Genomic DNA, 14,924 nt, shown 5'->3' on the forward strand with positions numbered 1-14,924 from the left:
GGGATTGTGTGAACACCACAAATTTCATTTTGAAGGAGCGGACTGGGTTGAAAGTTACTTTCAAAAACGTCACGATGTCCTATGATGGCAAGAAAGATACCCTCAAGAATCTGAACTTTACGATTCCTGATGGCACGCTTGTTTCGTTATTAGGACCAAGTGGTGGCGGTAAAACCACGACCCTGAATCTGATTTCAGGGCTCCTGACCCCAACGTCCGGACAAATCTTTTTTGGCGACGAAGATGTGACCAAAAAGATGCGCTGGGCCGAAAGGTCGGGATGGTTTTCCAAAACTATGCCCTTTATCCACATTTAACGGTGTTGGATAATATTGCATTTCCACTGAAGATGGCTAAGGTTGCCAAAGCCGAGCGGCACAAGCGCGCTCGCGAATTAGCTGCCTTGGTTCACGTTGAGGACCAACTCGACAAAAGCCAGGTGAATTATCTGGTGGGCAACAACAGCGTGTCGCCATTGCGCGTGCGCTTGCTAAGTCACCAAGTCTGTTGCTTCTGGACGAACCCCTCTCTAACCTCGATGCGCGCTTGCGGATTGAGATGCGTGAGGAAATTCGCCGGATTCAACGCGAAACTGGTGTCACCACGATTTTTGTTACCCATGATCAAGACGAGGCGTTACATATCTCTGACAACATCATGGTTCTCAGTTTTGGTTCCATTCAGCAATTCAGTTCACCGACCGCACTCTATGAACGGCCAAACAACCTGTTTGTTGCCAAGTTCATCGGTGAACCTGTCATCAACGCGGTCCCCGCCGATACCTTGGTGGATGATCTCAAAGGTATTGTGCCTGACGAGATTCTGGAACGCGCCGAAACAGCGGGTATTCGCTCTGAAGCCTTGATTCCTTATGATGCTGGCGATGCTGTTCTAGCTAAGCTCAGCGGCACCATCACGCAGAGTAAGAAATACGGCCGTGAAGCAACCGCTGAAATCACCTACCACGACCAAGTGCTTTTGAGCACCGAAATGGCCGGTAGTCCAACCAGTGAGGCTGAAACTGAATTCTACCTCACCAAGCCGGGCTTCTTCCTATTTGATGACGCTGGCGTCTTGATTTACGGCGGTGAGTCCCATGCTCAATGAAAAGCCGACACTAAAATCATCCGCTAAAGCACTGCTCTATCTGCTCCCCATGCTCGTGATTACGATCACGTTCAATATCTACCCCATCATCAACTCGTTCATGATGAGTCTGTACACCAAGTATGACTTCTACACGGATAAGGTTGGCGGCATAGGGTTTGATAACTTTATCTACCTGTGGAACGATCCCGATTTCCACTTAGCGGTGAAGAACACATTGATTTTTGTGGTCGGGGTTGTGCCCGTCACTGTGATCTTGTCGTTGCTCATCGCCCTGTTACTCAATCAAATCAAGGTGTTGTCCGGATTCTTTCGGACGGTGTACTTCCTGCCGTTTGTCACCAGTACCGTTGCGATTGCGATGGTCTGGAACTGGATCTATCACTCTGATTATGGCTTGATGAACTATTTCTTAGGTTGGTTTGGGATTCAACCGATTCACTGGTTGACCGATTCACGTTATGCCCTGCTCGCGCTGATCATTATGAGTATTTGGAAGAGCTTAGGCTTCAACATCATCTTATTTCTTGTCGGAATCAACAATATCGACAAAGGCTACTACAAGGCCGCAGAAATTGATGGTGCCAATGCTTTTCAACGCTTCTGGAATATCACAATCCCCTTACTGTCACCAATTACGTTTCTCGTTACCATCAATGGGATTATCGGTAACTTCAAGGTTTTCGATCAAATCTTTGCACTGTTTCAGGGCACCCCTGGTCCTGGTAAAGCCGGTCTCACAATCGTCTATTACCTCTACCAGAAGTTCTATACGGAGTATAAGTATCCCATTGCAGCGGCTAGCGGGGTTGTATTGTTCTTCTTAATCTTACTGGTCACTATCGTTCAATTGTGGTATTCCCGCAAACACGTTCACTATTAGGGAGGCAGTCATGGCAAAAAATAAGCAAAGCACTGTTGTATCTAATTGTAACGTTGGGCGCGATCACCATGTTGATTCCATTTCTTTGGATGATTTCAACATCACTCAAAACCGCACCTGAAACGATCAAAGTTCCCCCCATCTGGATTCCAAAAAACTCCAGTGGGGCAATTACATCACCGCCTGGAACCAGGCACCATTCGCCCGTTATTTTCTCAACAGTGTGATCGTGACCACCATCACGACGGCCGGTCAACTGTTTACCAGTATCTTGGCCGCATTTGCGTTTGCGCGACTCAAGTTTTGGGGTAAGAATATTCTCTTCGTCATCTTCTTAGGAACCATGATGATTCCAGGGGAAATGTTGATTATTCCTAACTTCGTCACCCTATCGCACTTGGGTCAGATCAATCAATATGGGGCCTTAATCATTCCTTGGTTAGCGAGCTTCTTCACCGTCTTCACGTTGCGTCAGACCTTCCAGTCGACGCCCGATCAGATTTATTACGCCGCTAAAATCGACGGTGCTTCCGATTGGCGATACCTGTGGACCGTGTTAGTGCCCATGAGTAAGTCCACGATTACCGCAGTGACTGTGTTAGAAGTCATCGGGAGTTGGAACTCATTCATGTGGCCATTGATTGTGACCAACACTGAAAATATGCGGACACTGCCTGTTGGGTTACAGGCCTTCACCACAGATGCGGGGACGGCATATCAATTGCTGATGGCCGCGTCAACGTTTGTTATCATTCCGATGGTTATTTTGTACATCTTTTTACAGAAATATATTATAGCTGGTATTTCAAAGGCAGGATTGAAAGGATAGACAAATGAAAAAGAATACTTGGGTAAAAGCTTTACTTGGTTTGTTCACCGTGATGTTAGTTACATTGCTCGCTGCTTGTGGTTCAAACAACGCTTCTAGCGGCAATGATGGCGCATCAAAGTCTGGTAAGACGACAACGATCACTTTCTGGCATGGGATGAATGGTCCCTACCAAACAGCAATCAACGAAATCATTTCCGACTTCAACAAGTCTCAAAGTAAGTACAAAGTTGTGGGTACAGCGCAAGGTAATTACACCGCGTTGCAACAAAAGATCATGGCGGCTGCTAAGTCAAAGAGCTTACCTGTGATCGCACAAACGACCTACACCACCGTTCCTGATTACAGTAAGCAAGGCTTCATCGAATCACTTGATAACTACGCTTTAAAGGGTAGCGACAAGTTGACCGATGCTGATTTGAAGGATATTTATCCAACATTCTTAACCAGTTCTAAGTACGATGGCCAGTACTACAGTGTGCCATTCTCAAAATCAACGCGGATTCTCTACTACAACTCTGACTTGATGAAGAAGTACAACATCAAGATGCCAACAGCTGGGAAGATATCCAAAAAGATGGCGAAAAATTGAAGAGCAAGGGCGTTGCTGCTATCGGCTTTGATAAGAGTATCGACATGGAGCTCGAAGGCTTAGCTCGCCAAGCGGGTAATTCTTTGGTCGCACCAAAGACATTAAAGGCCAACCTCGACTCCAAGAAGACACTTGAAGCAACAACCTTCCTCATGGATATGATTAACAAGGGTACCGCAAAGACCGCTGGTGAAGATATCTATGGTGATAAGAACTTCACTTCTGGCAAGACCCTCTTCTACGTCGGTTCCTCTGCTGGTGTGTCACACATGAAGCAAGGTGCACCTAAGGACTTAAACTGGGGTACCGCACCATTACCTACTTACAAGGGTAAGAAAGCAACCGAAATTGCTGGTAACGATATCGTAATGTTCAAGTCTGCAACTGCTGACCAAAAGAAGGCCGCATGGGCATTCATGAAGTACTTGATGAGCAAGCCTGTGACAGCTAAGTGGGCTGAAAAGACCGGCTACTTACCATTACGTAAGTCCGCGCTTGAAGACCAATCCTTCCAAGATTACTTGAAGAAGGATCCTACTGCTAAGGCTTCAGTTGACTCATTAGACTTTGGGTTCCAATCCACTGCCTTTGTTGGTTACTCTGAATACCGTAACGACCTCCTGGAAACCGTTGACGCCATGCTGACCAAGCATGAAGCACCTGCCAAGGCCATGGGGAGCTTACAAGACCAAACAGAAAAGATTATCAAAGAAAACAACTAATTGGTAAAAGATTCACGCATATAAACCGCCTACTTCCGTTGTGAACTGTAGGCAAAAGCCATGCCATCATATTCGATGTCATGGCTTTTTTGTATGCACGTGGCTAACAAAGCGTGATTAACTGTCAATGAGGCAAAAAGTGCTATGATTTACGCATAAGGAGGACATTCGTATGGAACAAAATGGTGTGCAAGACTATAGCAAATTATTCGGCACGCAGGTTCACGACGCCAATACCGCTTTTGAATTCTTGATGGTGGCTGTCTTTCAACCTGGAATGAGCTGGAAAGTCGCGGCTTCAAAGCTGCCCGTCTTCAAGCGGTTATTTGCCAATTTTGATTATCACAAGATCGCAACTTTTGATGAACCTGAAATCGAAAGCATCGAAAGTGATGCCGAGATGATTCAAAATGATCGCAAGATTCAAGCCGTTTTTCAAAATGCGAAAGCCGCAGTGAATTTGGAACCCGAGTTCAAAGACTTAGCGGATTATTTCTGGTCATTTAAACCAGCTGATTCCGAAGCCATCGACCGTACCGCTCTAGGCACGACGGTGGCAAAAGACATGAAAAAGCGTGGATTCACTTTTGTCGGGCCGACAACAATGGGCCTCTTACTCACGGGCATTGGTATCCTGCCGCGGCCACATCGGGATTAACGCGGATTGTTTTCAAACACAAAAAGTAGCGATTGGCGCAACCTTCTCGGGCTGTTCAGTCGCTACTTTTTGTCTATTTCAGTGGCTTAATATCGCCGCGCACAGGAACCATTGTGCCAATGACCGTACTTTTCGCCCAAGCAAGATTTTTGCAATTGCAGGAGATTCTCAGTGCGACCACTCACAATCAGGCCACCAAATTGTGCTTGGTTGAGCTCAGTCGTTGGGGTCTGTTTGACCGCGTCTTGATATAGCTTGTAGGTGACGCCGTCGTCAAGCGTCCAAGATACCTGCTTATCTTGGCCAAATCGATGCACTTGATTGACAAACTCGCGGTAAGCCGCCGCAGTGAGCCTACCCGACGTTTCATCCGCATTCACGCCAATGTAGGTGCCTAGCCGATCGACGTTTGCCCGACTGGATGTCCCACTCCAGTACCAATTGATTAACAGATTGGCTGGCACCATGGTCTGAATCTCGCGATAGGTATATGGCCGATCAAACGTGACTGCCACTTCCGCAACCATATTTTTTGCCTGCTTCAACGTGCCGACTTCTCGCTTTGTGCGATAGTCTTTGGCCCGAGGATTGGTAAATGTGGGTATCTTTTCGCGATTAACCCGATTGCGTAACGTCCCATTGTTCTGGTCAACGCCATCACTACTCGTCTCGACATTGAGGTGTAGCCAATCGAATGTGCCTCGTTTTTGCGCCCAAGCCACCTGGTAGCCATCAATATTTTTATAGCAATCACTGACAAGCTCAGCCCCGAATACCCCATTATTTGCCAGTACCCGCGACGACGTGAGAATATTGGGCGACTGAATGAGTTCCTGTGTGACAAAGTTAGCATCTAATCGCTGATAATTTCTTCGCGCCAATAATTGCACCCCTGCATAACTGATAACTAACAACAATAAGCCCGTCACTAGCGAGATTAAGACGGTATACAGCCAGCGTTTCACTTTGCTTTTGCGTGCTAATCGTTTTAAATCTGCATCAAAATCATTCATTTGTGTCCTCCTCAAGCCATTGCTTTAATTTTTGTCTGATCCGAAACAACGTCACTTTGGTCTTACTCTCACTGAACGCCATCATTTGCGCAATTTGCTTCACCGAGAAGCCCTGAATGTACCGTAACGTGAATAGCAACATTTCTGAATCATCCAATCGCTGTAACGCTTCATTCAAATCTCCCGTTGCTGGCCATTGCCACTGTGTCATTAGCGCCTGATAATCGCTCAATACCACCCGATAGCGTTGATGGCGGCGGGTCCGATCAATCCAGAGGCGAATGCTGCTTCGATACATCCAGGCCCGAATCTTTGGCTCCGGAATAATCTGTTCCGTCTCAATGAGTTTGACAAAGGCATCCTGGACAATATCTTGTGCATCGGCGGCAGAAGCACCCAACTTCTGCAAGTAGAAGAAAACCTCTCGCGTAATCCTCCGAATCAACGCCTCGTAATCTTGCAGATTCATCGTTACCCCCTTCCCACTCTTATAACGAATCATAACGCGATTGGTTACACAGAAATGCCAATTCACATCTTTTCATCACTTTAAGGCAGTGCTTTTGTTAAGATAATGTTTTTATACCAGTCAGTCATTCGCGGTTTGGTCTGTTTTCTTGTACAATAATTATGAGGTGAATATTTTGACAACAGTACGTTTCTTAAACGGATTAGATACCATCGGCGGTAATATCGTCGAATTTGCGACAGACACCAGCCGAGTCATCATGGATTTTGGCGTGGCGGCAGATCTGACGGATGAAACCGTCGAGACTGCCATTGCTCATGGCAAATTGCCCGCCCTCCCCGAATTATTCTTTGATCAACCCGATAAATATGAGCATGAAGCTATTTTTATCTCCCACTTACACATCGATCACATGGGGGCACTCAAGTACCTGAAAAAAGCATTCCCATCTACATGTCCATTCCGACTTATCAGCTCTATCAAACCTTAATCAATCTGGGTATCGAAGAACCCGTCGATAACCTGCATGCCATTTCGTTTGATATGCCCGTAAAAGTTGGTGATTTCAGTGTTACCGGTATGCCAAGTGATCACGACGAACCGGGCGTTGTCGCCTTCTTGGTCAATGACGGTCGCCACAACTATGGTTATTCGGCAGATGTCCGGCTCAATGGCCCCAAGCGTGAACGCGTTGACGCCTGGGCCAAGCAATTTCATGATCAACACTTAGCACTTTTCTTGGTCGAAGGGACCACCTTCTCCTTTGATACCGAAGCGCCCGTTGAAGATCAGGCCAATCCAAGCACGCCATTATCAGAAATGGCATTACAAACCCAATTCGGTGACATTCTGGATCATGCTGATAAGCTTGTGGTGATTAATCCTTATCAGCGCAATTATGCGCGACTCTCAGCCTTCTTTAACACCACCGCCGCACACGGTCGCCAATTAGTCGTTGAACCCGCTGAAGCGACGATTATGGAGGCCTTAACGCAGGTCCGCCCCGATCTGGTCATCGGGGAAACCATCGATCTCGATACGATCCGGGAACACCCAGAGCAATACGTCTTACAAAATAGCTTTGCGCATCTCGATTGGTTAGCCGATCTACCTGTCAGCGTCTATTTACACAGCAATGGTGAGCCACTGGGCGACTACGATCCACGCTTTGAGCAACTCAAAACGTGGTTGGCCGACCACCAGATTCCGCTTCAATTCCTCTCTGCATCGGGCCACGCCAGCCGTGAAGACCTGATTACACTGGTCAAAATGGTCAATCCACGCATTGTGGTGCCATGGCACAGCTTCCATCCAGAACGTGAAGCTGAAGCACTCGACGAACAGACCCGTGCTGAAGTGCTCCTGCCAGAAAAAGATCTCTACTACACCATGGATGAGACCGACATCGACGAGTGAATTTTTCTTAATGGATACGCAAAAAAGAAGCACAATTCGTTACAGCTAATTACGTATTAAACATTCAAAAAACGTATACCACAATCATATTTTCAAATATGCATCACTAAAAAGGGCTATGCTAAGACCAAATGGTTTTAGCGTAGCCCTTTATTCATTTAAATGATAGTCAAAAATTCCAAAAGACGGACAGAAATTTATAAGCGTCCTTCCTGGCGCAACCCAGCTTGAGCGGCCAAATTCAAATAATTGAAAGGTCGATCAAATGTGGGTTGGAACAACATATCGACAAAGGCTAATTGGTCCAGCGTATTGCGGTTTTGAATCGCCAATGAGAGCAAGTTGGCGGATTGTGCCACATCATACTTGCTGTAGAATTGACCGCCGAGAATCCGCAAGGTCTCTTTTTCATAAACCAGTGTCACCGTAATCTTGGTGGTAGTTGGCATGAATTCTGGACGGTAATTATCTTCAAAAGTAATCGAGGCCGCATCGATGTCAGCATCCAGTGCCCGCGTGAGGGTCAACCCGGTTGTGGCTAACGTGTGGTCGAACAGTGGCAGGCCACTGGTACCCTGTGTGCCCATTTCGGGATAGGTGTTGCCAAAGATGTTCATGCCGACCGTCATTCCTTGGCGAACCGCATTGCTGGCTAATGGGATGTAGACATCTTTATCCGTGGGATTGAACCGGACGACCCGCACGTCCCCTGCCGCATAGATATCAGGGTCGCTGGTTTGGCCGTATTCATTCGTGATAATCGCACCGGCGCGACTCAATTCAACCTGCCCGCGTAATAAGTCCGTCTGTGCGACAAAACCGGTTGATACAATCGCAATGTCGGCTTGATAATCACCGTGATCGGTTTGAATCGTTAAGCCATCTCCGTCGTCGATAAAGCCTTTGACGTAATGATTCAGTTGGAAGTGAACCCCATGATCAGTCAATTGATCCGTGATTTTGTCAGCAATCACGTCATCGATATAGTTATTCAAGACCTGGCCGTGGCGATGATAGATTGTCACATCATGGCCGGTCCGACGGAAACTTTCAGCCAATTCCACATTGACATAACCGCCCCCGATAAGGGCAATGTTTTTATATTCCTTAGCCGCTTCATAAATTTCTTGCGCCTGATGATAATCCTTGCATAACAGCACGTGTTGGTGATCGATGCCCTGCAGAGGTGGCACCACAACGGCGGAACCAGTTGTGATGATTAATTTATCGTAGGTATCGTGGACAATCGCGTAACTTTCCATATCTTGGGCCACGATTGTCTTCTTATCCGCGTCAATTTTTAAGCGTCATGGCGCAGCTTGACCGTTGCCCCCAACTTGCGCAAGTCATCCGCCGTGGCGTAGAACATATCTTCCAACCGCTTGACGCGTTGATCCAGATATAACGCAATCCCACATGATAAGAATGAGATATTGTTGTCACGCTCATACACCGTCACCTCAGCGTCGGGATGGTGCGCTAATATCTGTTCAACGGCTGCGGTTCCCGCGTGTGTACACCCTACAATAACAACCTTCATCTGTAATACCTCCAATAGTCACGCAACAGACGCGTGTCCATTACGTGTGTGATTCAAATCTTTGATCAAAAATCACGCGATCGCGACCACTCGTTTTGGCCTGATACAAGAGATTATCGGCTCGATCAAAGAGCGTCTGTTCATCATCATTCGGTTCAAGCCAAGCAACGCCGGTCGATACCGTGATTGGCAAGGTCACATCGTCGAAAACCACTGGTGTCACTTTCAATGCCTGGTGAATGGTCATCGCTAACATCTTAACGGTATCTGGCGTTTGATCTTGTACGACAATATCAAACTCCTCACCGCCGATCCGAAACGCATGCATATCTGCCTGCGCACATAACTTGGTTAACTCGATTCCAACATGCTTCAAAACGGCATTGCCGGCTGAATGTCCGTACTGATCGTTGACCGCCTTAAAGTGATCGACATCCAGTGCAATCAGCGCCAGCGGCCGTTCCTGGCGTTGTGCGCGTGCCACCAGTTTGGGATAGGTCGTCGTGAACTCGTTATAGTTATTCAAAGTCGTCAAATCATCATGCCGTGCCTGATAGATAATGTGCTGAATCGAATAAGTGCTTGCGGTTAACACTGTCAGGGCATAATAAATCGCACCTGACATGACCAAAAACTCACGATTTCAAAACGCAACTGCCGACCAGTGAAGTCAATGTGCATCATCGGTAATAAGGCATAACACAACAGCCAACCCGCTAGCACGGTCACGGCCGTAATCGTGAACATCAGGCCCTCGCGGTGCTTAAAAAAGTAGCGTCCGATTAAAATAACGGCAAGCAAAATAAATAAACTCACCGGCCCCGCTATCGTGAGCGGCGTGATGCCAAAGACTGCCCAGTGAATCGCGAGCGTGAAAATCATAATAATCATGGCGCTATTTAGACTCAAAAACAAGGCCACATAGGCAACAAAAACAATTTTGTAATTAAACAATGTTAACATATCTTGAGATTGTTTCCCCATCAATTCAAGATATAAGCCGATCAAAGTGAAATAACCGACGCTTAAGATGTCCATTCGCAGCGCAAATGGGCGTGATGTCGGGTGCTTAACCAGCAGCTGGACACTCAATTGAAAAACCAAAATAATGCCTAGCTCGATAAATATCCCCGATATGATTGGCACAACACCAATTTCATTTAACATTAACTTCACTCACTCTACTAAATTCATTTTTATGTTTAATAATTTTTTAATTGCTCGTAATTAAATGTTGGAAAACATTTATCACCCCTATAATATTACATGAATATAGATATCTTTCAACTTTTTCAGAAAAAGTTACCTATAATTTGCTTGCTCAATAGGTTACAGGTACACTTAGGTTATCAGGTCTAGGTCATTTTCTAGCCTATGAAATTTTTAGTGAGATGGTGTAATTATTTTGTCAATGTATCGCTACTTTATTCAACCACAACTCAATACGTATAATAATGGCCTCATTGGTTACGAACTGCTGTTGAAACAATACAATGGCGAGTTCTGGCGCGTGCCCGCTTCGTTCAATGATTTGCCCGCTAGCGTCATTGCGGATACCCTGGTCGAAACGGCAAAAACTGTCACTCAAAATTGGTTCGGTGTCAGTGAACGTCAACCGTGAACAGATTCTGGACGCGAAACTGATGGCCTCACTCATCATTGCACAAGGCATTCTGCGGCCCGTGCGCCTGGTCGTGGAACTGATTGAAGAGCCCGTTGACAAACCGGTGTCGATGGCGCAATTGGTCGAAGTGGCCACGCAATTGACCGACCTTGGGATTGAATTCAGTCTCGATGATGTCGGCACCGGCGAAAACACGTGGCCTAACATCGAGCCCCTGATTCCCTTTGCCAGTGAACTCAAGTATGCCCTTCAAAATCGCCATGAGCATTTGACCAGCGAAAGCGCCGAAGAACACGTCAAGTTCTGGCAAGATATCGCCGCAAAGCACAGTCAACGTTTCATCCTGGAAGGGGTCGAAGACGATGACGATGATTTCTGGGCCAACCAAATGAAAATCGATTTGCGCCAAGGCTACTACTATGGTAAACCTCATTTACTCAAACTGCACGATGACGACCCAGATTAACCCCATGATTGAATGGGTCAAGCGCAGCAATTCATCGCAATAAAAAAGCTTGTGACACGACCCACTTTGGGTTGTCACAAGCTTTTTTGTGATTGTTATCTCACCTTCATGGCACGCGCCATTTCACGATCTTGTTCTTTGCGCTTCAAGGTTTCCCGCTTATCGTACAGCTTCTTCCCCTGACCGACACCGATCAAGACCTTCGCATAGCCGTGCTTCAGGTACATCCGCAAAGGAACCAAAGTTGTCCCCTTTTCCTGAACAACGCCGGTGAGTTTACTGATTTCTTTTTGTGCAACAGGAGCTTGCGGTTACGCAAGGGATCGCCGTTGAACTGATTGCCCTCTGTATAAGGACTGATGTGCACATTCTCGAGCCATGCTTCGCCTTGACGAATCCGTGCAAACCCGTCCTTTAAGTTCACTTTACCGGCCCGAACCGATTTGATTTCGGGACCCGTGAGGACAATGCCTGCTTCGTAGGTTTCAAGAATATTAAAGTCATGGCTCGCCTTTTTGTTTTGTGCCAGCAGGTTAGCTGGTTTTGGCTTTTGCTTCTTGGCCATTAACTCACCCCATTATACCTGGTTATTGTATTACTTTCGTGGCCGGCGACTTGGCTAGGTGCTTTCTCCCGCGTTGGGCGTGCACATATTGGCCTAAGTCACTGGTTGGTGTGTCATCACTAGGAATCAAAGAGAAATCGATTTGACGTTGATCGACATCGACATTATCCAACTTGACCCGCAATGTTTGACCAATGCGATAAGTCTTCTTCGTGCGATCACCAACTAATGCCATTTGATTCTCGACAAAACTGTAGTAGTCGTCCTTCATCCGTGAAATGTGGACTAAGCCTTCAACGGTGTTAGGCAGGGCAACGAACATCCCAAAGCTGGTCACACCACTGACAACGGCGTCGAATTCTTCGCCGACCTTGTCCAACATGAATTGGGCCTTCTTCAGGTCATCGACAGCACGTTCGGCGTCGATACTGCGACGTTCTTGCGTTGAGGCTTGAACCGCAATACCTGGCAGCTTCTCGGACCACTTTTCTTTGACCGCATCGCCATGTCCATCTGTCGCATAGCTGCGAATCAAACGGTGCGCAATCAGATCAGGGTAACGTCGGATTGGGGATGTGAAGTGGGTATAATACTTCGCAGCCAACCCAAAGTGACCCAGTGGATCTTCTGAATAGCGTGCCTGCTTCAAGCTCCGCAACAACTTGATGTTGACCATTGCTTCTTCAGGCTTACCTTCAACATCGGTCACCACTTGTTGTAACATCTTCGGTGTGATGTGGCCACCCTTAGGCATTGGAACAGTAATCCCAAAGTTGGCGATGAATTCCATGAAGTCCTTAATCCGGTCTTCATCGGGTGTTTCATGGACACGATAGATATATGGCAAGTGTTGACGGTTGTAGTGTTCAGCGACGGTTTCGTTCGCAGCCAACATGAAGGATTCGATCATGCGTTCAGATGTCCCGCGTTCCCGAATCACAATATCGATTGGGAAACCGAGGTCATCGACAATGATTTGTGCTTCATTTTCTTCAAAATCAATCGCACCGCGCTCGTGACGCATCTTGTACATAATCTTGTGCAATTCGCCCATGTCTTCAAGCATTGGCACTAAGTCCGCGTATTGTTCGCGCAGAGCTTCGTCACCGTCTAAAATCTTATTCACGTTGTTATAGGTCAAACGGCCGTGTGAACGGATGACACTTTGGTAGATTTCGTGGTTAACCACGTTACCCTTTGTATCGATTTCCATATCACAAGACATCGCCAACCGATCGACATCAGGGTTCAGTGAACAGATCCCGTTAGACAGACGGAATGGCAACATTGGAATCACACGATCAGTCAAGTAGGTACTGGTCCCGCGTTCAAATGTTTCGGCATCTAATGGTGAATCTTCGGTGACATAATAGGAAACATCCGCAATATGCACCCCTAAGTGGAAGTTGCCATTAGGTAATTTCCATAAGCAACCGCATCATCAAAGTCCTTACTGTCATCCCCGTCAATGGTCACAACGGGTTGGTCCGTGATGTCACGGCGCCCGATGCGGTCTTCTGGTGTCACATGGTCAGGAATCATATTGGCTTGTTCCATGACTTCTTCTGGGAAGTCCATCTTGATCTTGTTTTGGTAAACCAATGATAAGACGTCAACCCCAGGTGCGTTCTTGTTCCCCCAAGCTTTCGGAGATAATCCCGCGCATCTGTTCTGGATGTTCGCTATCTGGATAGTCAGTGATTTGAACGAGCAGCATGTCGCCAATTTCAGGCAGCATCCCGGTGTCCTTCACGAAGACCGGATACTTCTTCATTTTCTTTTCGTGGCTGGTAACGGTACCGATAAACCCGGTTTTCGCTGCGTCCGCATCGGATAATGGCCGGAATTCACCGACCAGGGATGTGGTTTTGCGTTCGGTAACGGCCAGAACCTTGCCTTCTGGGCCGCGGCTGTCGCCAGGGCGAGCGGGACGAATGATGCTGATTTCAACGGTATCGCCGTCTAACGCGCAGTTGGTGTTTGGTGGGGCGATGAAGGCGTCATTGTCTTGATCTTCAATCGCGACAAACCCAAAGCCCTTTTCGTTACCGTGGAAGACACCGACCAAACGAGCGGGTGCTGCCCCCCATTGGTAGCGATCTTCCTTGGTCTTGTGGATCAAGTTATCTTTTTCAAGCCCTGCGATTGCTTGCGTCAAGAGTTCTGTATCGGCAGCATCTGTTAACTTCAGTGCACGACTCAGCGCCTCTGTTGAAAAGCTAATCCGGGTATTCTTTTTAAATGTTGGTAATAATTCATTGCGCAAATGGCCGACTGTGGTCATACTGGCACCTCTTCCTGTTTCAAATAATTCAAGACATCTTTAGTGAGTTCATGATGCGCAGCATTGACAGTAATCACATGTCGCGCATTCGCATACCAATGAAAATCAACGGGTACTTGCGGCAGTGCCGCCTTTAGTGTGTACGCTTGATTCGCATCGATCAATTCATCCGCTCCCGCCTGTGCAATAAAACAGGCTGCGTGATAGCGGGCAGTTGTTGAGCGACAAGTGTGGCTACCTGCTTAATCGCATCTAATTGTGCTGGTAATAAGGCTTTGATGCGATCGCTCTGATTATCTCGACCAGCGAGGCGATCAAGATATGCGGCATATCGCAAAATCCTGAGAGCAGGTTATCCTTCCCCGAAAAAATCGGTGAAGAGAAAACACCGCCACCAGCGAGTGTATGATCTTCTGTCAGCGCGCGCATCGCAAAGATACCGCCCAATGACAGACCAAACACAAAAACCTGTTTGTACGTTTGCTTCATATCGGCAATGGCGACTTGCGTTTGCTGCCACCAAAGTTCCGGATTGCCCTGTTGTAAAATGTCCAACGGGTTATCCGTGCCATGACCGGCAAATAATGGCGCAGAAACCGCATAACCCGCCTCTTGCAATCGATGCGCGATTTTGTTCATATCGTTTGGACTACCGGTGTACGCGTGCAAAAGCACAACGCCCGCTTTGGTCCCCGAATAATGAATAGGTTGTGGTTGTCGGAATCTGACTGCCAAAACTTCTGCCTTCCTTCAAAA

Annotated in this window: 8 protein-coding genes and 8 pseudogenes; 8 read left to right on the forward strand and 8 right to left on the reverse strand. The window is 47.1% G+C overall.

Annotated features, from left to right (window positions below; all coding sequences use genetic code 11):
• Positions 1-47: 47 nt before the first annotated feature.
• The 5 genes and pseudogenes from JCM17471_RS16210 to JCM17471_RS04115 all read left to right on the forward strand — a co-directional run bounded on the left by JCM17471_RS16210 (position 48) and on the right by JCM17471_RS04115 (position 4,791).
• A pseudogene (locus tag JCM17471_RS16210) lies at positions 48-1,107 on the forward strand (ABC transporter ATP-binding protein).
• Positions 1,097-1,990, forward strand: coding sequence for a carbohydrate ABC transporter permease (locus tag JCM17471_RS04100; RefSeq protein ID WP_054776919.1), 894 nt, complete (start codon positions 1,097-1,099; stop codon positions 1,988-1,990). Before JCM17471_RS16210 ends, JCM17471_RS04100 begins: the two are co-directional and overlap by 11 nt.
• A gap of 68 nt (positions 1,991-2,058) precedes the next feature.
• Positions 2,059-2,819, forward strand: a pseudogene (locus tag JCM17471_RS04105) (carbohydrate ABC transporter permease).
• Positions 2,820-2,823: 4 nt separating this feature from the next.
• Positions 2,824-4,133 (forward strand): annotated as a pseudogene (locus JCM17471_RS04110) (ABC transporter substrate-binding protein).
• 172 nt (positions 4,134-4,305) lie between these two features.
• On the forward strand, positions 4,306-4,791 hold the full coding sequence (locus JCM17471_RS04115) for a DNA-3-methyladenine glycosylase I (RefSeq protein ID WP_054776920.1): 486 nt from the start codon (positions 4,306-4,308) through the stop codon (positions 4,789-4,791).
• An 86-nt stretch (positions 4,792-4,877) separates the two neighbouring features.
• On the opposite strand, the gene JCM17471_RS04120 is transcribed toward JCM17471_RS04115, so the two are convergent.
• Entirely contained in the window at positions 4,878-5,804 is a 927-nt protein-coding gene (locus tag JCM17471_RS04120; protein WP_054776921.1) for a sigma factor regulator N-terminal domain-containing protein, read from the reverse strand.
• Positions 5,797-6,273 (reverse strand): RNA polymerase sigma factor, encoded by a 477-nt coding sequence (locus JCM17471_RS04125; RefSeq protein ID WP_054776922.1) that lies wholly within the window; start codon positions 6,271-6,273, stop codon positions 5,797-5,799. The genes JCM17471_RS04120 and JCM17471_RS04125 overlap by 8 nt, the downstream gene beginning before the upstream one ends.
• A gap of 175 nt (positions 6,274-6,448) precedes the next feature.
• On the opposite strand from JCM17471_RS04125, the pseudogene JCM17471_RS04130 reads away from it, so the two are divergent.
• A pseudogene (locus tag JCM17471_RS04130) lies at positions 6,449-7,689 on the forward strand (MBL fold metallo-hydrolase).
• Positions 7,690-7,886: 197 nt separating this feature from the next.
• On the opposite strand, the pseudogene JCM17471_RS04135 reads toward JCM17471_RS04130, so the two are convergent.
• The 3 genes and pseudogenes from JCM17471_RS04135 to JCM17471_RS04145 all read right to left on the reverse strand — a co-directional run bounded on the left by JCM17471_RS04135 (position 7,887) and on the right by JCM17471_RS04145 (position 10,396).
• A pseudogene (locus JCM17471_RS04135) lies at positions 7,887-9,229 on the reverse strand (FAD-dependent oxidoreductase).
• 40 nt (positions 9,230-9,269) lie between these two features.
• Positions 9,270-9,854, reverse strand: coding sequence for a GGDEF domain-containing protein (locus JCM17471_RS04140; RefSeq protein WP_054776923.1), 585 nt, complete (start codon positions 9,852-9,854; stop codon positions 9,270-9,272).
• On the reverse strand, positions 9,827-10,396 hold the full coding sequence (locus JCM17471_RS04145; protein WP_054776924.1) for a hypothetical protein: 570 nt from the start codon (positions 10,394-10,396) through the stop codon (positions 9,827-9,829). Before JCM17471_RS04145 ends, JCM17471_RS04140 begins: the two co-directional genes overlap by 28 nt.
• A gap of 238 nt (positions 10,397-10,634) precedes the next feature.
• On the opposite strand from JCM17471_RS04145, the gene JCM17471_RS14955 reads away from it, so the two are divergent.
• Together JCM17471_RS14955 and JCM17471_RS04150 are read left to right on the forward strand one after the other, a co-directional pair.
• The gene (locus tag JCM17471_RS14955; protein ID WP_225354122.1) at positions 10,635-10,850 is read left to right on the forward strand and encodes a hypothetical protein; all 216 of its coding nucleotides are present in this window, start codon (positions 10,635-10,637) and stop codon (positions 10,848-10,850) included.
• Positions 10,834-11,319, forward strand: a complete 486-nt coding sequence (locus JCM17471_RS04150) for an EAL domain-containing protein (RefSeq protein ID WP_263849408.1) — start codon at positions 10,834-10,836, stop codon at positions 11,317-11,319. The genes JCM17471_RS14955 and JCM17471_RS04150 overlap by 17 nt, the downstream gene beginning before the upstream one ends.
• 95 nt (positions 11,320-11,414) lie before the next feature.
• On the opposite strand, the pseudogene smpB reads toward JCM17471_RS04150, so the two are convergent.
• The 3 pseudogenes from smpB to JCM17471_RS04165 form a co-directional block, all read right to left on the reverse strand.
• Positions 11,415-11,884, reverse strand: a pseudogene (gene smpB, locus JCM17471_RS04155) (SsrA-binding protein SmpB).
• A 61-nt stretch (positions 11,885-11,945) separates the two neighbouring features.
• Positions 11,946-14,168: pseudogene (rnr, locus tag JCM17471_RS04160) on the reverse strand (ribonuclease R); the annotation flags it as partial.
• Positions 14,165-14,903: pseudogene (locus JCM17471_RS04165) on the reverse strand (alpha/beta hydrolase). The pseudogenes rnr and JCM17471_RS04165, both read right to left, overlap by 4 nt.
• Positions 14,904-14,924 lie beyond the last annotated feature (21 nt).

The sequence above is a fragment of the Lacticaseibacillus saniviri JCM 17471 = DSM 24301 genome (genome assembly GCF_001311785.1).
GTDB lineage: Bacteria > Bacillota > Bacilli > Lactobacillales > Lactobacillaceae > Lacticaseibacillus > Lacticaseibacillus saniviri.